Below are 16,119 nucleotides of genomic sequence, written 5' to 3' on the forward strand. Positions count from 1 at the left end.
CGATCAACGGACGGGGGAGGAAGACGTGACGACCCGGGAGATCACCAGCGAGGCCGAACTACGCGAGCTGATCGGCACGCCGATGCCGCGCGCTGCCGCCAAGGACCGCCGTACGCTGCACGAACGCGACCGGGAGTGGCTCGCCGCGTCACCGTTCTGCCTGATCGCCACCGCTGGCGCGGACGGCACCTGCGACGTCTCCCCCAAGGGTGACCCGCCCGGCTTCGCGCTGGTGCTCGACGACACCACGATCGCGATTCCGGAGCGGCCCGGCAACCGGCGGGCCGACGGCTACCGCAACATCCTGGCCAACCCGCACGTCGGGTTGATCTTCCTGATTCCCGGCCGCACCGACACGCTGCGGATCAACGGGCGCGCCCGGCTGATCGCCGACGCGCCGTGGTTCGCCGACATGGAGGTCAAGGGCCACCGGCCGGTGCTGGCCGTCGAGGTCGCGATCGAGCAGATCTTCTACCACTGCGCGAAGGCGTTCCTGCGCTCCGAGCTGTGGCAGCCGGAGACCTGGCAGCCGGACGTGCTGCCGACCCGGGCCCGGCTGATCAAGGAGGTGGAGGCGCCGGCGGAGAGCCTGGCCGACCTGGAACGCCACTACGGCCCGGCGTACCTGGAGACCCTGTACCGCTGAGTCCCGTGGTCAGGGCCGGACGTTGCGCTTGCGCTTGCCCCGGCCCACGTACCCGCGACCGCCCGTCGCCGGCTCCACCCGGCGCGGCCGGTCGCGGCGCGGCGGGGTGACACGCCGGGTCCGCCGGGTTCACCCAGATCGACACCTCCGCTCCGGCGGCCCGGCACACCTCGAAGCAGGCCACCTCCTGCGCGTGCGTCCGGCCGTCCACCTCGTAGCTGAAATACATCGTGCTCGACGAGGGACTCCGGTTGCCGCCGCTCTCCGTCACCTGGTCGACGACGACCGCCCGCGCGGGCGTACCCCGCTCGCGCAGCGTCACCGCCCAGTCGTCCAACTCCATCTGGGTGTGGAACGGCAGCCACAGCAACGCGCCGCCGCCGACCACCAGCAGTACGCACGCGAGGCGGATCAGGAACGGCCGGCGGTTGATCACCCGGCCATCGTCGCCGGGGCCCGCAACCCCGGGACCGGCACCGGATGGGGTTGAATCGGCTGCGTGGCGAAGACCTTGACGATCACCACCCGGAACGCGAGCTTCCAGCAGTGGCAGGCGCTGCTGACCAACCGCAACAAGCGCCAGCGTGCCGGGGAGTTCCTGGTCCAGGGGGTACGCCCGATCACCGTCGCCCTGGAACAGGGCTGGGAGATCCGGGCGCTGCTGTACCCGGACCGGCAACAGTTGTCCCGCTGGTGCCGGGAACTGCTCGACCGCACCGACGCCCGGCGGGTGGCCCTCGCGCCCGAGCTGATGCGGGAACTCAGCGGCAAGGAGGAGGAGTCCCCCGAACTGCTGGCCGTGGTGGCGCAGCCCGATGACGACCTGGCCCGCATCCCGGTCGGGCCCGACATGCTCGTGGTGGTCTTCGACCGCCCCAAGACCCCGGGCAACATCGGCACGCTGATCCGGTCCGCCGACGCCTTCGGCGCGTCCGGCGTGGTGGTCACCGGTCACGCCGCCGACCCGTACGACCCGAAGGCGGTACGGGCCAGCACCGGGTCGCTGTTCGCCGTACCGGCCGTGCGCGTCCCCAGCCACCACGCCGTCCTCGACTGGGTCGCCGCGATGCGGAAGGCGGGACCACAGATCCAGATCATCGGTACGGACGAACACGGCGACGTGGACGTAGCGGAGCACGACCTGACCGGGCCCACTCTCCTGCTCGTCGGCAACGAGACGCACGGACTCAGCAAGGGCTGGCAGGAGGCGGCCGACCGGATCGTACGCATTCCGATCGTCGGTGCGGCGAGTTCGCTGAACGCGGCGGCGGCCGGGACGGTGGCGCTGTACGAGGCCGCCCGCCAGCGCGCGAAGCAGCGGTGATGCCTGGGCCCGCCGCTACGAGGCGGCCGTGCCGGTAGCGGTCCTCGACGGCCGCTCACGTCCCCAGGCGGCCAGCGGTTCGAGCGCGTCGTTGAGGCGTACGCCGTCCTCGGTCAGCGAGTACTCGACGCGGGGCGGCACCTCGTCGTAGGAGACCCGGTGCACGACGCCGTCCGCCTCCATCTCGCGCAGGTGGGCGGCCAGCACCTTCTCGGTGATCCCCGGCAGCAGCCGGCGCAACTCGCCGAAGCGGCGGTACGGGTGCTCGTGGAGTGCCCAGAGGATCAGCACCTTCCACTTGCCCCCGATCACCTCCATCGCGGCGTCGATCCCGCAGACATGGCCGTCCGGTGCGCCCGGCCGGTTCAACGTCGTCATGCCCCCGCCCTTCCGACCTGCTCGCTCACCACAGGGTAACCACCTACTCCGAAGTGCGTACTTGATCGCCTGCGGGCCTGCGACCAGCCTTTTCGGCATGGCACCCGACACTGTGGAGAAGACGCCCGTGACGCTGCTGGGCCTCGGCGCGATGGGCGCCGCGCTGGCCCGCGCCTGGCTCGCCGCCCGCCACCCGCTCACCGTCTGGAACCGCACCCCGACCCGCGCCGCGGCGATATCCGCCGAGGGAGCGACGGTCGCCGACAGCGCCGCCGAGGCCGTCGCCGCGAACACCCTTGTCGTCGTCTGCCTGCTGGACGACGCCTCGGTCGAGGAGGTGCTGGCCGGCGCCGACCTGGCCGGCAGGGATCTGGTCAACCTGACCACGGGTACGCCCGCCCAGGCCCGCGCCCGGGCCGACTGGGCCCGCGAGCGCGGCGCTCGCTACCTGGACGGCGGAATCATGGCCGTCCCTCCGATGATCGGCGTCCCGGACGCCGGCGGCTACGTCTTCTACAGCGGCTCCCGCGAGCTGTTCGAACGGCACCGGGAGACGCTCGCCGTCCCCGCCGGCACCACCTACGTCGGCCGGGACGCGGGCTTCGCCGCCCTGCACGACGTGGCCCTGCTCAGCGCCATGTACGGCATGTTCGCCGGGGCAGCGCACGCTTTCGCCCTGATCCGCCGGGAGGACATCGACCCCGCGTCGCTGGCCCCGCTGCTCGCCGACTGGCTCGTCGCGATGGCCCCGACCGTTCACCAGACCGCCGACCAGCTGCGCAGCGGCGACTACACGAAGGGCGTCGTCTCCAATCTCGCCATGCAGGTGGCCGGCACACCGACGTTCCTGCGCACCGCGGCAGAGCAGGGCGTCAGCCCGGAACTGCTCAGCCCCTACTTCGAGCTGATGCGCCGCCGCCTGGCCGAGGGCAGCGGCGAGGAGGACCTGACGGGCGTCATCGACCTGCTGGTGCGCTGACCGCCGCGGACCGAGACAACCCACGTGGACCGCCGATACGCCGATGGTGATCCCGGCTGTTCCCCTGATGAGAATTCCCAGCGACGCAATGACGATCGTGCGATGCGACAGAAGCATCCGCAGCGCGTACCCGATCGTGCCGGCCCGACCGGCGTCGAGGGCAAGTTGCCGGTCGCCCGCTGGCGGCGCGTCCTGGCGGTTCTCGCGCCGGTGATCGCGGCAGTGCTCGGCGCCGCGATGGCCACGCAGTGGGAGGTCGGCGGCGGCCGAGCCGTCAGCTCCCTACCCGCTCCGTCGCGATGGATGGCCGAGAACCTGCCGTTGTTCGACGGTGGGGAGCCGGCGTGGATCTGGCGCGGGCCCTTCTTCGTGTCCGTGCTGCTGGCGCTGCCGCTCGTCCGGACGGTCACCGGCCACGCCACCGCGATGCCCCGCCGCCTCACGAGGTACGGGCTCCTCACCGCAGGCATCGCGATCGGCCTGGAATACAGCACCCCCGGGTACGGGTGGTTGTTCGACCTCGTGGCCCTGTTGACGGCGCTGGTGGGCACCGTCTGGTGCGGGCTGCAGGGGCTGCGTCGCGGCGTGCTGCCGCGCCGCGTCGCATGGGCGCTCGTCGCGGCACTGCCGTTGACGCCACCAGCCGGCTTCCTCACGTTCTGGTACCTGCCGCCCGGCCTGACCATGGGCTTGCTGCTGGCCTGGGCCGCTGCCGCCGTCTTGTCCGGCTCCCCCGCACCATCACTTGGAGGTGTACGTGGCTCTGTTCGGTGACGACCTGGACGCCGTCGCCAACCGGCTGGGCAAGGCGGTCGCAACGCGAGATGCGGATTGGATGCGGGCCGCTCACCTCGGGCTCGTGGGTCTGCGTGGGGTTGCTCTGACCGGCCAACTGCGGCGCACCGTAACAGGCGGTTACGACATGGGTCGGGTGCCGTCAGCGCCTGCGGCTTTCCTTGGCTGCACGGATGGCTAGGGAGCCATCGGCCGCCGCAACGATCCGCTGACACGTTGTCGCTCCCTCCCCGTAGCCTGCCCGGCAGAGTCCGTACGACGGAGGGTGCGTTGTCTGCTGTCGCGTCACTGACCCTGGTTCCCAGGAGAAGCATCCCCGAGTTGGCCCACCTCGCCCGCACATCGTCGTCGTCACTCGGCTCCTACCTCGCCGAACACGGACGCGAGCCGCGGGAGGAGTACGACTGGTCCGGGTACTGCATGCTGCACGTCTTGAGCTATCTGGAGGAGCGCGACGTAGACCTGGAGCAGTCGGAGTTCGATGCCGAGTCGGCGGCCATCAACAAGGTGCACGACCTGACCGTGCTCATCACTCCCGCACACAAGCGGTTCCTGGATCAGCTCGACCCCGCCGGGCACCGCGAGGCGGAGTTGGCCGCCCACTTCGAGGAAATGGGACTGGACTTCGAGGAGAGCGGCACGGCCGGTTTGGATGGGCTGAGGCTGTTGCGCGACAGCATCTCCGAACTCCGCGACGACCAGGTATTGCTGCTACGCATCGGCTGAGGCCAGAGGCGCCAGATCCGGTCGAACCACCCGTGACGGTGATCACCTGTAGCACTTGACGCGGTGCTGCACATGTCTGTCCTGGATGCAGTCGTGTATCCAGGACAGGAGCAGAGTATGACGACCGCGGTGCTCGACCGCGCGCCGACGCCGCCGCCCGTCAGCAGCCCTCCCGGGCGGGCGCCCCGGTTGTACGTGCTGGACGGGTTGCGGCTGATCTGTGCTCTTGCGGTGGCCGGATACCACTTCGGCGACTCATGGAGGTTGGACGGCGTGCGCCCGCCGGCATACTTCCTGCCGGACGCGGCACCGGTTCTGATCTATGGCTTCCTCGGAGTCGAGACGTTCTTTCTGATCAGCGGATTTGTGATCCTCATGAGCGGCTGGGGGCGTACCGTTCGCGAGTTCGCTGCCTCCCGCGTCGCGCGACTCTATCCGGCGTTCTGGGTGTGCGTGCTGACCACGACAGCCGTGGCGGCAGTGCTGCCGATCAGCGGCGGGCTGCCTTTCCCACCTCTGCCGGACGGGTGGGGCGTGCTGGTCAACCTGACCATGTTGGCGGAGCCCCTCAACACGCCGCTTGTCGACACCGTGTACTGGACCCTCTGGATCGAGCTCCGGTTCTATCTGATCGCGGCGTGCATTCTTGCGGCCAAGCCGACCGAGCGGGGAGTAAAAATATTCGCTGCCGTGTGGCTGGCAGTCGCCGTGGTCATGCCCGTCTTCCGGGGCGCCGCCCTGGACGAGGTCGTGATGTCCGACTTCGCGCCGTACTTCATCGCCGGAATCACCCTGTTCCTGCTTCGCCGCAACCGATCCGATCCATGGCTGTGGGTGCTGCTACTCGCCACGTGGCTGGTCAGCCTGCAGCGCGTGTACGGGCGGACCCTGGAGTTGAAGCCCGGCTTCGAGGTGCCCGTCTGGCCGGCACCGGTACTGCTCACCGGGGTGTACCTTCTGATGCTCGTCATCGCGCTCGGCTACACCGACCGGGTGAGAATGCGCTGGCTGGCCATTGCGGGTGCCATCAGCTACCCCTTCTACCTCTTGCACCCGCGCATTGGATACAGCGTGATCCGCAACGTGTACGAGGAAACCAACCTTCCCGCGTCGATACTGATCGGCGGCACCGTGCTTGGGCTGCTGGCGGCAGCCTGGCTTGTCCATCGCTTCGTCGAGCGCCCACTCGCACCCTTGATCCGCGGCTTCGTATTGGACCGGCGACGACAATGAGCACCAGACGCCACGCGCCGAACACGAGGAAGGGTGTGGATCCGACGACCGCGGAGGCCGATTCCGCCTTCCGCGAGCTGTTCGAGGCCGCGTATGACGATTTGCTGCTCTTCGTCGAACGCCGTGCACACCTCGCCGTTGCCGAAGACGTGGTCGCCGAGACGTTCTTGATAGCGTGGCGCCGCTTGGACGAAGTACCGAAGTCACTCGGCGAGGCCCGCGCCTGGCTGTTCACCGTCGCCCGCAATGTTCTGCACAATCGGCAGCGCAGCGACCAGCGGCAGCAGAGCCTCGCGCTTCGCGTCCTCCAGGAACCCGATGCTCCGAGCAGCGCCGAGGCCGACCTCGCGGCTACCCGCGTCGACCTGGTGAAGGCTTGGCAGCGCCTGTCATCGGCCGATCAGGAAGTGCTGACGCTGACCGCGATCGAAGACCTCACCGGGCCGCAGGCAGCACACGTACTGGGCATTTCCCGGCCCGCGTTCAGTTTGCGCCTGCTGCGCGCCCGTCGCCGCCTGCGTCAGCATCTTGGTCAGCGGCCGATCAGCGAACCCACAAACGTCCCTGCACCGGCCGGCCCTTCACGACGCGGAGGCTCCGCATGACCCACGACGACGTCCTCGCCCGGACAATCCGCTCTGCCGCCGTCCCGGTGCCCGCACGCGTCGCGCAGGAACCCGCGCGAGAATTGCTCGAGCGGATCGTCGCCACTGATCGGCGACCGCGCCCGGCACCAGCGCGCACACCGCACCGTCGGCCTCGCCTGGCGATCGCCGGCGCGGCCGGAGCGCTCGCCGCCGCTGTCGCCTTCACCCTGACATTTCTCAACGCTGGTCCCGCGTTTGCGTCGTGGACGCCCGAGCCGAGTCCGATCTCGGATACCGAGGCACGCGACATCGCCGGCAAATGCCTGCCTGCCCAGGACGCGAGCGTCGCAAGGGTGGTCATCGGTGAAAAACGCGGCGAGTACGCATACGTGAACGCCGTGTCGCCGGCTGGAAGCCAGACATGCTTCCGCGATCGCAACGGGGACGTGACGAATACCAGCATCCTGACCGTGCTGACCAGCACCGAGCGGCTCGGCGCCGGGGGTGTCGAGCTGTACTCGTGGGGTCAGCTACGCACCGACGAAGGCTACGTCCGGATCATGGCGGGACACGTCGGCTCACAGGTGACGAGCGTGGAGATCAACTTGCGGACCGAGGATGGCGATTCGTCACGGACGGCGCGGGCAACCGTTCGCGACGGTTACTTCGGCGCCTGGTACCCCGAAGGCCTCGATGAGTCGAGCAGCAACACCACCACACTGACCGTCCGCCTCGCAGACGGCAGCGCGGTGATCCTGTCCGCCCGCGAACTGTACGAACAACCGAAGCTGGACTGAGGGTGGCTCGGCAGGCCCCGCCCGCCCACGTGCTGGCCGGTTTGCTACCGATCAGTGACGGGCTCATCACGCCACCGGAAGCGCGCCTCGTCCCCTTCGATGACCAAGATGAACCATGGCACTTCGCGCCCGGTCGGGTCAGTCATCGTCACGGCCGGATAGATGGCCTCGTGCGCCTGGCGCAATGCCTCAACATCCCCGGAGTTCACGGCCTCGATCCATGCCGCGAAAATCGGTCGCAGTGGTCGGAAAGCAGGCTCTGGCCGAAAGCGGCCGCGGATCCAGGGGAAGTCGAGCTCCCGCTCATCGACCTCACCGACCAACTCGCTGCGGTGGTGCACTCGCCAGACCCTGCCCACCTTCATTCCGGCAGCGTAGGCCGCGCTGCCGCCAACCACTCCTCTTCCTGAAGCCCATCTCCGTCGAAGGGCGCTGTTGTCCGCCCCGGAAACGGCGAATCCCAGGCCGATGACCTGGGATTCTGTACCGAGCCGCCTGACGGAATCGAACCGTCGACCTACGCATTACGAGTGCGTCGCTCTAGCCGACTGAGCTAAGGCGGCAACGATCGTAAAGTGTACGGCACTCCCCGGCCGAAGCCGAACCGGATCCCCCCGCCTCCGAACCCCGGACACCGAGCCACATCCGCCCCGTCACGGGAGAGACTTCGCGCCGCGTCCCGACTACCCTGCGGCGGGTGACCGACGAACCGCCGCGGCCAGCGGCCCCCGAGGCGCATCCCGGCGAGCGCGCCACCCGCCGCCCCCGCAAGATCGACCCGCAGGAGTTGGGCTTCACCCCGCGCCGGCCGGTGCCCTGGCTCGCGCCGCTGCTGTTGATCAGCACCGGCCTGCGTACGCTGCTGGCGATGCTGTTCGGGGCGTACCTGGACAAGCGCGAGCTGCAGAACGCGTTCGGCGACGGCACGTTCCGGCAGGTCGGGCCGGACGGCGGGCTCTGGCTCGACTACGTGGCCGACCTGGGTGACGGCTTCGACGCCACGTACTCGGTGGCGTACCTGCTCGCCCAGCCGGAGCTGACGGTGGACGGGCACCGGCTTCCGCGGGCGCAGACGCTGGTGATGGGTGGTGACCAGGTCTACCCGGCGGCGGGCTACGAGGCGTACGAGGACCGCTGCAAGGGCCCGTACCAGTCCGCGCTGCCGGTCGCGCCGCCGGAGCAGCCGACGCTGTTCGCGGTGCCGGGTAACCACGACTGGTACGACGGGCTGACCGCGTTCCTGCGGCTGTTCGTGCGTACCCGGGACCGGCACTTCGGCGGCTGGGGCACCGGCCAGTCCCGCTCGTACTTCGCGGTCGAGCTGCCGGCCGGCTGGTGGCTGCTCGGCCTCGACGACCAGTCCGGCTCGTACCTGGACGACCCGCAGCTCACCTACTTCGACGAGGTGGCCCGCAAGCTCACCCCGGAGTCGAAGGTGATCCTGGCGGTGCCGGCGCCGACGTGGGTCAAGGCCGTGGACCACCCCAACGCGTACGACTCGATCGACTACTTCATCCGTACCCTCGTCGCGCCGACCGGCGCGCAGGTGCGGGTGCTGGTCTCCGGCGACCTGCACCACTACGCCCGCTACGCCGGGGCGGACCGGCAGCTCGTCACGTGCGGAGGTGGCGGCGCCTACCTGTACCCCACGCACCGGCTGCCGAAGAAGCTGGAGGTCCCGCCGCGTGACACGCTGACCCGGCGGGCCAGCAACACCCAGGAGTACGACCTGGCGGCGCGCTACCCGGACAAGGCGCGCTCCCGCCGGTACGGCTGGGGGATCTTCGCCCGGCTGCCGTTCCGCAATCCGGGCTTCACCACGCTGCTCGGCACCCTGCACACGCTGCTGATGCTGGCCATGGCCGGCGTGGCGGTGCAGCGGGTGGGCACCACCGAGCAGCGCCTGTTCAGCGTGCCGCTGGCGATCATGCTGGTGGTGGCGATGATGGGCGCTGTGTTCTTCGCCAAGCCGCCCACGGCGGGCGGGAAGCGGCACGCCCGGCACTGGATCCTCGGGGTGGCGCACGGACTGGCCCAGATAGCTCTCGCCGCCGGCGGCACGTGGGTCTGGTTGCAGCTGCCGTTCTACGACTGGCCGTGGCCGCTGCCGGCGGTCGCCGCGGCGGTGCTCTACGGGCCGGTGAGCGGTCTGGTCGCCAGCCAGCTCGTCGCGCTGTACCTGCTGGTGGCCGGCGCGTTCGGGGTCAACCTGAACGAGTTGTTCGCCGCCCAGGGCATCGAGGACTCGAAGGCGTTCCTGCGGTTCCGGATCGACCCGGACGGCACGTTGACGATCTACCCGATCGCCGTGGACAAGGTGTCCCACGACTGGCAGCTCAACCCCGACCAGTCCCCCACTGCCTCCTGGCTGACCCCGAAGACCCCGCTGACCCCCCGCCTGGCCGAACCCCCCATCGTCATCCGCTGACCCCTGATCGCCGCCGAAGGGGCGGGAGGGTCAGGGCTGGGGGTAGTGCTGGTCGTGGGCCTGTCTGGGGCCGCAGACCGACGCGCGGGAGCACATCGAGCGGGAGCCGTCGGCGTCCAGGCGGACCGTCACCGCGTCGCGCGGGACGCTGTGGCCGACCACCTTGCCCTCACCCTGCGGCGTGGACACCCGGCTGCCGACCGCGGGGGCCGTCTCCTGGAACTTCTGGTACAGCGGGTGCTCGTACTTCAGGCAGCACATCAGCCGCCCGCACGCGCCGGAGATGCGCAGCGGGTTGAGCGGCAGGTCCTGGTCCTTCGCCATCCGGATGGTCACCGGCTCGAAGTCGGTCAGGAACGTGGCGCAGCACAGGTCACGCCCGCAGGAGCCGATGCCGCCCTGCACCCGTGCCGAGTCGCGGGCGGACAGCTGCCGCAGCTCGACCCGGCAGTGCAGGGTGGCGCCCAGGTCACGGACCAGGGAACGGAAGTCGACCCGGTGCGGCGCGGTGAAGTAGATGGTGGTGCGGTCGCTGCCGTTCTCCGGCGTGGCCAGGACGTGGTCGACGGCTACCACCTTCATCGGCAGGCCGTGTTCGCGGATCAGCCGCTTGGCGGCCACCTTCGCCTCGGCCTTGCGCCGGCGCAGCATCTCGTCGCGGCGCAGATCGTCGTCCTCGGCGAGCCCGGCGAGTTTCGGGAATCCGTCGGTGTCCTCGGTGACCCACTGGGCCGCCCAGACGCACTCGGCCACCTCGGGCCCCTCGTCGGTGGGCACCAGCACCCGGTCGCCCACCTGCGGGCGCAGCTCGCCCGGGTCGAGGTAGTAGAGGCGCCCGTACCGGTTGAAACTGACCGCGCAGAGCATGCCCATGCGCCCCACCCTACGCGGATCGGGGCCCGCCGTACGGCGGGCGGTCGCCGTACGGTCACCGACAGCGGCGATCGGCTCCGTCGACCCGGCCGAATCGCCCCTTCGCCTCGCCCGGACGGCTGAAACCTCGCCCGCCGCCGGGACAAGCGTCTGCCGACAGCGTTGAGTGAAGACATACCTGCGGGGGGTGCAGGGGAAGTCCACGGCGTCGCCGCCGTTGCCCGGCCACGGCCGGTCCGGCGCGCGGCGCCGTGGACCGTCAGTAGCCGATTCGGGTGGTGCCGCCGTAGTGCGGCGCGACCGCCGGCCGATCCCGCCAGACCGTCTCGGCGAGGCTCGGCCCCCACTGACGCAGCAGCGTCTCGGCGCCGTCGTAGGCGACTCCGAGCACGCCCAGGATCCGGGTGGCGATCTCGGCCGCGGCCGACGCCCCGGCCGGTCCGGCGTGGACGCCGGGCCGGGTCGCCGCGTGCACGGCGACCGCCTCGGACGAACCCAGCACCTCGGCCAGCGCGCGGGCCAGCGCGACCCGGCTGCCCTCCACCCAGCCGGCCAGCGCGTCCGCGAAACTCGCCGTCGACTCCAGCCGCCCGACCAGGCTCTCCGGCCCCTCGTCCAGGTGCCGGAGCAGTGTTGCGCGCGCCTCGTCGTACGCCGACGCGGCGGCGCCGGACCAGGCGACCTGGTCGCCGAGCAGGGCGCAGGTGTCGTCGTACCCCCGGACGAGCCGGCGCACGGCGTGGCCGGCGTCGGTCAGCGGCGCGGGGTGCAGGTCGAGGAACTCGCGCACGGCCGCGCCGGGGAGCACCTGCATGCGGCGCAGCAGCGGCCAGAGGCGGTGGCCCTCGGGCGCGCCGGCGGCGAGCAGCGTGTCGACGCGGGCGAGCAGGTCGAGCCCCGGCTCCGCGAGGCGGTCGAGCGCGTCCATCAGGCCTCCCGGGCCAGCCGCCGGGCCACGCCGTCGTCGGCGGCGGCATAGCGGTCGGCGGCGCTGCGCAGCGCGGCCGCGGCGGCGGCCAGCCGGACGGCGGCAGCCTGTGCCTCGCGCGCCCGGTCGGCGGTGGCGGCGGTCCACTGCCGGTGCAGCGCGCGGCCCACCTCACCGGGCCGGCCGGCGGCGTGCGCGCCGAACGCGGGGTGCGGCGGGTCGGTGGCGGTGACCGTGCGGGCCAGCGTGGCGAGGGTCGCGCCGGCCTCGTCGAGGCGGGCGGCCAGGGCGCGCAGCGTCTCCATGTCAGGCTCCCGCCAGCGGCCGGTAGGCCGCGAACGTCTCGTTGTGCAGCTTCTCCCGCGCCCACTGCGCCGCGTCGGCGGCGGCGGTGACCGCCGCCTGCACCGACCCGGCCACGTCACGTGGGCTGCGGTGGTGCAGCGGCCCGAGGAAACGCACGTCGGTGATGCGCCCACCGGCTGTCACCACCACCTCGACAAGGCCGTCGGGCGAGCGGACGGTGACCTCGACAGTGGCCACCGCCTGGTCGAACTCGGCCTGCAGGTTCTCGATGCGGCGGTAGCGCCGCACCGCCTCCTCGATCCAGGCCTCGTCGATCTCGCCCCGCGGCATCGGCGGACTCCTCCCGGCCGGTCGGCCCCAACATCACTGAGCGTGCCGCCTCGATCACGGCGGCATCACCGGGGACCGTACCGCACGCCAATCGCGCGTGTCGATGCCCTGTGGACAGCGTGGTGCGGGCGTGGGTCAGCCGCGCCAGAGGGCGAGCATCATCGCCTCCACCGCGATCCGCGGCTTGACGTTCGCCTCGATCGCCGCCCGGCACTCCAGCACCGCCTCCAGGCGGCGCAGCGAGCCCTCGGCGTCCCACTTCTGCGCGCCCGCGCCGGCCAGCGCCGCGGTGTCGGTGTGCACCGGGGCGACCGGCGCCCGCAACGCCATGGTGAGCGCATCGCGGTAGAACCCGGCCAGGTCGACAAGCGCCCGGTCGAGCGCGTCCCGCTGAGCGCGGGTGGCCCGCGACTTCTGCCGCTTCTCCAAATCCTTGAGCTGGCCGGCCGCGCCGCGCATGGCGCCGGCCGCGCCCCGGCCGGTGCCGCCCGCACCGAGCGCGGTCTGCAACGCCGTACGCTCCGCCTCGTCGATCTCGACGACCGAGGCGGCGGCCTCCGCCTCGGCGGCCTCGATCAGCGCCGAGGCGGCGTCGAACGCCGCGCCCACGCCGGTCAGCCGGCGCGGCACGGCCAGCACCGCGTCGCGCCGCTGCCGGGCCTCCGGGTCGCGGGCCAGCCGCCGGGCCCGGCCCACGTGCCCCTGCGCGGCCGCCGCGGCCCACTCGGCCACGTCCGGCGCGATGCCGTCCCGGCGGACCAGCACCTCGGCCACCGCGGCCGGCGGCGGCTGGCGCAGCGGTACGACGCGGCAGCGCGACCGGATGGTCACGGAGATGTCGTCGGGGTGGGTGGACGGGGCGCAGAGCAGGAAGACGGTACGCGGCGGCGGCTCCTCGATCGCCTTGAGCAGCGCGTTGCCGGCGGCCTCGGTGAGCCGGTCGGCGTCCTCGATGATCACTACCTGCCACCGGCCACCGGACGGCGTGCTCGCCGCCCTGAGCACCAGCGCGCGCATCTCGCCGACACCGATGGAGAGCCCGTCCGGAACGACGAGGCGCACGTCGGCGTGCGTGCCGGTGAGCGTGGTGTGGCAGCCGGGGCAGCTGCCGCATCCGGTGCCGTGCACGCACTGCAGGGCGGCGGCGAACGCGCGGGCGGCCACCGACCGGCCGGATCCGGGCGGCCCGGTGAAGATCCAGGCGTGGGTCATCCCGGCACCGGGATCGGCTTCAGCGGCGGGCGCCGGAGGCGGATCGGCGTCGGCGCCGTCGAACTCCTCGGCGAGCGCGTCGAGGTCGTCGTACCCGCCCGCCGGCGCGCCGGCCGCGACGGGCACGGCGGCGCGCAGCAGCGCGGCGGCCGAGGCGGCGGCCCGCCGCAGCGTGTCCACCGCCTCGTCCTGCCCGACCAGATCGCCGAAGACGTCGGTCATCTTCGGGGTTGCTCCATCGTCACCAGCTCCGCGTCGGATAACTCAGGCTGGACCGAGGTGTCCGGACCCTGCGCCGGACGCGGGTGCACGATCCCGGCCGGGTCGGCGAGGAACTCACCCACCCGGCGGGCCACCGCGTCGGCGATCTCGTCCACCGGCCGGGACGCGTCGAGCACGAGGTAACGCTTCGGGTCACCGGCGGCCAGGTCGAGGAAGGCGTACCGGACGCGCTCGTGGAACGTCAGCGACTCGGCCTCCAGCCGGTCGGCCCCCTCGTTGCGCGTCTCCACCCGGCTCAGGCCGGTACGCGGCTCGACGTCGAGCAGCACCACCAGATCGGGCTTGAGCCCGCCGGTGGCCCAGGACGAGAGCCAGGAGACCTCGTCCACCGGCAGTGTCCGGCCGGCGCCCTGGTAGGCCAGTGACGAGTCGACGTACCGGTCACTGATCACCACCGCGCCGCGCACGAGCGCCGGGCGGACGACGGTCGCGACGTGGTGCGCCCGGTCGGCGGCGTAGAGCAGCGCCTCGGCGCGCGGCGACGGCGCCTCGGCCGTGCCGGTGTCAAGCACCAGCGAGCGGATCCGCTCACCGACCGGTGTGGCGCCCGGCTCGCGGGTGACCACCACGTCCCGCCCCTGCGCGCGCAGGCGCTCGGCGAGCACGGCGAGCTGGGTGGACTTGCCGGCGCCCTCGCCGCCCTCGAAGACCACGAAGAGACCGCTGGAGACGAACGGCTCGGCCGGCATCAGCGGGCGGCCCCGGATCGAGCCCCACAGGTCGGCGAGGACCGGCACGCCCTTCTTGTCGTCCATCTGGCCGAACGCGCTGATGCCGGCGATGATGCCGGCCGCGCCGGCGGCGAGCAGCAGCAAGCGCGTCGAGGAGATGGAGATGCCCAGGTCGGCGATGGTGAGCTGGCGGGAGCCGCCGACACCGACCAGGAGGCTGCTGAGCGCGATGGCGAGGATCAGCACCAGCCGGGTGCCGATCTGCACCACCGCGAAGACCCGGCCGCGTACCTCGTCGGCGACCTCGCCGCCGAGCAGCGTGGTGCCGGCCAGGAACGCCATGCCGGCGCCCGCGCCGACCAGGATCGCGCCGAGGATGGCCATCGACAGGTGGATGGCGAACGCGAGCACCAGCACCGAGGCGCTGGCGAGCACGATGCTCATGCCGAACCAGCGGCGGCGGGACATGTCCCGCACGATCATCGGACCGAGGCCGATGCCGAGCGCCAGGCCGACGAAGATCGCGCCGAAGAGCAGCGAGAACGCGGCGTCACCGGCGCCGAGCGAGTTGGCGAAGAACTTGGCCGTGCCGACCACGATGCCGCCGCCGGCGAACGCGCCGAAGATGCCCAGCACCAGGCCGCGGACGAGCGGGGTCTGGCCGATGTACTTCCAGCCCTCGGAGAACTGCCGGAACATGCTCTGCTCGGAGCGCTCGGCCTCGCCGCGCTGGGCGTGGCTGATCTCCTTGATCCCGAACGCCACCACGAGCGCGGTGGCCAGCCGGGAGAACGCGTTGAACCAGAGCGCGAGCTGGGCCGGCTCGGCCCAGTTCGGCAGGTCGCCGCCGACCGCGCCGCGGACGCCGCGGTCCAGCACGGCCAGCGCGATGGCCGCGGCCACCGGCGTGAGGCCGTACGTGGTGATCAGCGTGAGCTGGTTCGCCGCTTCCAGCCGGGTACGCGGGATGAGGTTGGGAACCGCCGCTTCCTTGGCCGGGATCCACATCAGCGTGATCGACTCGATCAGGAACGTGGCGATCAGCGCCCAGCCGACCACCAGCCCGCCGGCGGCACCGGTCAGCGCGTAGAGCGGGATCGAGGCGAACAGCACGAAGCGCAGCAGGTCGCAGATGACCATCGTCCACCGGCGGTCGAACCGGTCGGCGAACACGCCCGCCACCGGGCCGAGCACCAGCGCCGGGAGCAGCCGGATCGCTGTCACACCGCCGAACGCGGCGCCCTGGGCGGTGCTGCCGGAGACCTGGGAGGCGGCGAACAGCGCGGTGGCGAGCAGACCGAGCCAGTCGCCGAAGGAGGCGGCGCTGAGGACGATCCACAGCCTGCGGAACGGCCGGATGCGCAGCACCGAGCGGATGGCGGCGACGCCGGAGTGGTCGGCGGCTGTCCCGGGCGACGACACGCCGGGCGACTCGCCGTTGTTCTGGCTTTCGATGGCCGTACCTCCACGTGCCGGCCCAGGTTTGGGCATCCCCGGTGGAACACTCTAGTCGCGCGGGAGGAGCAGGCCTGCGCGACATTCACCTGCTCGCTGAGCCTAGGCCGCCGGGACCACCGCCCGCAGCCCGGACAGACGCGAGGGTATTTCGCATTCTCGCCCAGAC

General features: G+C 71.6%; 17 protein-coding genes and 1 tRNA gene. 9 read left to right on the forward strand and 9 right to left on the reverse strand.

What is annotated here, in order from left to right:
- Positions 1–25: 25 nt before the first annotated feature.
- Entirely contained in the window at positions 26–646 is a 621-nt protein-coding gene (locus MCBG_RS17835) for a pyridoxamine 5'-phosphate oxidase family protein (RefSeq protein ID WP_030503779.1), read from the forward strand.
- A 499-nt stretch (positions 647–1,145) separates the two neighbouring features.
- A complete protein-coding gene (locus MCBG_RS17840; RefSeq protein WP_043327212.1) occupies positions 1,146–1,970 on the forward strand; it encodes a TrmH family RNA methyltransferase in 825 nt (274 codons plus the stop codon).
- A 15-nt stretch (positions 1,971–1,985) separates the two neighbouring features.
- Here MCBG_RS17840 and MCBG_RS17845 read toward each other — a convergent pair whose 3' ends face one another.
- Positions 1,986–2,348 carry a winged helix-turn-helix transcriptional regulator gene (locus MCBG_RS17845; RefSeq protein WP_043327213.1) on the reverse strand — a complete coding sequence of 121 codons (363 nt, stop codon included), beginning with the start codon at positions 2,346–2,348 and terminating at the stop codon, positions 1,986–1,988.
- Between the two features lie 97 nt (positions 2,349–2,445).
- On the opposite strand from MCBG_RS17845, the gene MCBG_RS17850 reads away from it, so the two are divergent.
- The 6 genes from MCBG_RS17850 to MCBG_RS32570 all read left to right on the forward strand — a co-directional run bounded on the left by MCBG_RS17850 (position 2,446) and on the right by MCBG_RS32570 (position 7,465).
- Positions 2,446–3,327, forward strand: a complete 882-nt coding sequence (locus MCBG_RS17850; RefSeq protein ID WP_043327215.1) for an NAD(P)-dependent oxidoreductase — start codon at positions 2,446–2,448, stop codon at positions 3,325–3,327.
- 24 nt (positions 3,328–3,351) lie between these two features.
- On the forward strand, positions 3,352–4,101 hold the full coding sequence (locus MCBG_RS17855; RefSeq protein ID WP_223201259.1) for a hypothetical protein: 750 nt from the start codon (positions 3,352–3,354) through the stop codon (positions 4,099–4,101).
- Positions 4,102–4,443: 342 nt separating this feature from the next.
- The gene (locus MCBG_RS17860; RefSeq protein WP_043327217.1) at positions 4,444–4,848 is read left to right on the forward strand and encodes a hypothetical protein; all 405 of its coding nucleotides are present in this window, start codon (positions 4,444–4,446) and stop codon (positions 4,846–4,848) included.
- A 117-nt stretch (positions 4,849–4,965) separates the two neighbouring features.
- A complete protein-coding gene (locus tag MCBG_RS17865) occupies positions 4,966–6,081 on the forward strand; it encodes an acyltransferase family protein (RefSeq protein ID WP_043330717.1) in 1,116 nt (371 codons plus the stop codon).
- 35 nt (positions 6,082–6,116) lie between these two features.
- The gene (locus MCBG_RS17870; RefSeq protein WP_043327218.1) at positions 6,117–6,686 is read left to right on the forward strand and encodes an RNA polymerase sigma factor; all 570 of its coding nucleotides are present in this window, start codon (positions 6,117–6,119) and stop codon (positions 6,684–6,686) included.
- Positions 6,683–7,465 (forward strand): hypothetical protein, encoded by a 783-nt coding sequence (locus tag MCBG_RS32570; RefSeq protein WP_069088066.1) that lies wholly within the window; start codon positions 6,683–6,685, stop codon positions 7,463–7,465. The genes MCBG_RS17870 and MCBG_RS32570 overlap by 4 nt, the downstream gene beginning before the upstream one ends.
- A 44-nt stretch (positions 7,466–7,509) precedes the next feature.
- Here the strand turns inward: MCBG_RS32570 and MCBG_RS17880 are convergent, their stop codons facing one another.
- Both MCBG_RS17880 and MCBG_RS17885 read right to left on the reverse strand, forming a co-directional pair.
- Entirely contained in the window at positions 7,510–7,830 is a 321-nt protein-coding gene (locus MCBG_RS17880; protein ID WP_030503768.1) for a hypothetical protein, read from the reverse strand.
- 124 nt (positions 7,831–7,954) lie between these two features.
- A tRNA-Thr gene (locus MCBG_RS17885) sits at positions 7,955–8,028 on the reverse strand.
- 134 nt (positions 8,029–8,162) lie between these two features.
- Between MCBG_RS17885 and MCBG_RS17890 the strand changes: the two genes are divergently transcribed.
- Positions 8,163–9,893, forward strand: coding sequence for a metallophosphoesterase family protein (locus MCBG_RS17890; protein WP_043327222.1), 1,731 nt, complete (start codon positions 8,163–8,165; stop codon positions 9,891–9,893).
- A 30-nt stretch (positions 9,894–9,923) separates the two neighbouring features.
- On the opposite strand, the gene MCBG_RS17895 is transcribed toward MCBG_RS17890, so the two are convergent.
- The 6 genes from MCBG_RS17895 to tmk all read right to left on the reverse strand — a co-directional run bounded on the left by MCBG_RS17895 (position 9,924) and on the right by tmk (position 15,986).
- Positions 9,924–10,766, reverse strand: coding sequence for a PSP1 domain-containing protein (locus MCBG_RS17895; RefSeq protein WP_043327224.1), 843 nt, complete (start codon positions 10,764–10,766; stop codon positions 9,924–9,926).
- A 259-nt stretch (positions 10,767–11,025) separates the two neighbouring features.
- The gene (locus MCBG_RS17900) at positions 11,026–11,694 is read right to left on the reverse strand and encodes a hypothetical protein (protein ID WP_043327226.1); all 669 of its coding nucleotides are present in this window, start codon (positions 11,692–11,694) and stop codon (positions 11,026–11,028) included.
- Entirely contained in the window at positions 11,694–11,999 is a 306-nt protein-coding gene (locus tag MCBG_RS17905; RefSeq protein ID WP_030503764.1) for a hypothetical protein, read from the reverse strand. Before MCBG_RS17905 ends, MCBG_RS17900 begins: the two co-directional genes overlap by 1 nt.
- A gap of 1 nt (position 12,000) precedes the next feature.
- Positions 12,001–12,330, reverse strand: coding sequence for a YbaB/EbfC family nucleoid-associated protein (locus tag MCBG_RS17910; protein ID WP_013473591.1), 330 nt, complete (start codon positions 12,328–12,330; stop codon positions 12,001–12,003).
- A 135-nt stretch (positions 12,331–12,465) separates the two neighbouring features.
- A complete protein-coding gene (locus MCBG_RS17915) occupies positions 12,466–13,764 on the reverse strand; it encodes a DNA polymerase III subunit delta' (RefSeq protein WP_043327228.1) in 1,299 nt (432 codons plus the stop codon).
- Positions 13,761–15,986, reverse strand: coding sequence for a dTMP kinase (gene tmk, locus MCBG_RS17920; protein ID WP_223201260.1), 2,226 nt, complete (start codon positions 15,984–15,986; stop codon positions 13,761–13,763). The genes MCBG_RS17915 and tmk overlap by 4 nt, the downstream gene beginning before the upstream one ends.
- Between the last annotated feature and the right edge of the window lie 133 nt (positions 15,987–16,119).

Source organism: Micromonospora sp. M42 (assembly GCF_000568915.1).
GTDB classification, from domain to species: Bacteria; Actinomycetota; Actinomycetes; order Mycobacteriales; family Micromonosporaceae; genus Micromonospora; species Micromonospora chalcea.

What these genes read in the sequence shown, in the direction of transcription:
- MCBG_RS17850 (WP_043327215.1), top strand. Translation starts at nt 2,446, where the DNA reads ATGGCACCCGACACTGTGGAGAAGACGCCCGTGACGCTGCTGGGCCTC.
- MCBG_RS17895 (WP_043327224.1), bottom strand. Translation starts at nt 10,766, where the DNA reads ATGGGCATGCTCTGCGCGGTCAGTTTCAACCGGTACGGGCGCCTCTAC.
- MCBG_RS17905 (WP_030503764.1), bottom strand. Translation starts at nt 11,999, where the DNA reads ATGGAGACGCTGCGCGCCCTGGCCGCCCGCCTCGACGAGGCCGGCGCG.
- MCBG_RS17845 (WP_043327213.1), bottom strand. Translation starts at nt 2,348, where the DNA reads ATGACGACGTTGAACCGGCCGGGCGCACCGGACGGCCATGTCTGCGGG.
- MCBG_RS17900 (WP_043327226.1), bottom strand. Translation starts at nt 11,694, where the DNA reads ATGGACGCGCTCGACCGCCTCGCGGAGCCGGGGCTCGACCTGCTCGCC.
- MCBG_RS17910 (WP_013473591.1), bottom strand. Translation starts at nt 12,330, where the DNA reads ATGCCGCGGGGCGAGATCGACGAGGCCTGGATCGAGGAGGCGGTGCGG.
- MCBG_RS17880 (WP_030503768.1), bottom strand. Translation starts at nt 7,830, where the DNA reads ATGAAGGTGGGCAGGGTCTGGCGAGTGCACCACCGCAGCGAGTTGGTC.
- MCBG_RS17865 (WP_043330717.1), top strand. Translation starts at nt 4,966, where the DNA reads ATGACGACCGCGGTGCTCGACCGCGCGCCGACGCCGCCGCCCGTCAGC.
- MCBG_RS32570 (WP_069088066.1), top strand. Translation starts at nt 6,683, where the DNA reads ATGACCCACGACGACGTCCTCGCCCGGACAATCCGCTCTGCCGCCGTC.
- tmk (WP_223201260.1), bottom strand. Translation starts at nt 15,986, where the DNA reads ATGCCCAAACCTGGGCCGGCACGTGGAGGTACGGCCATCGAAAGCCAG.
- MCBG_RS17915 (WP_043327228.1), bottom strand. Translation starts at nt 13,764, where the DNA reads ATGACCGACGTCTTCGGCGATCTGGTCGGGCAGGACGAGGCGGTGGAC.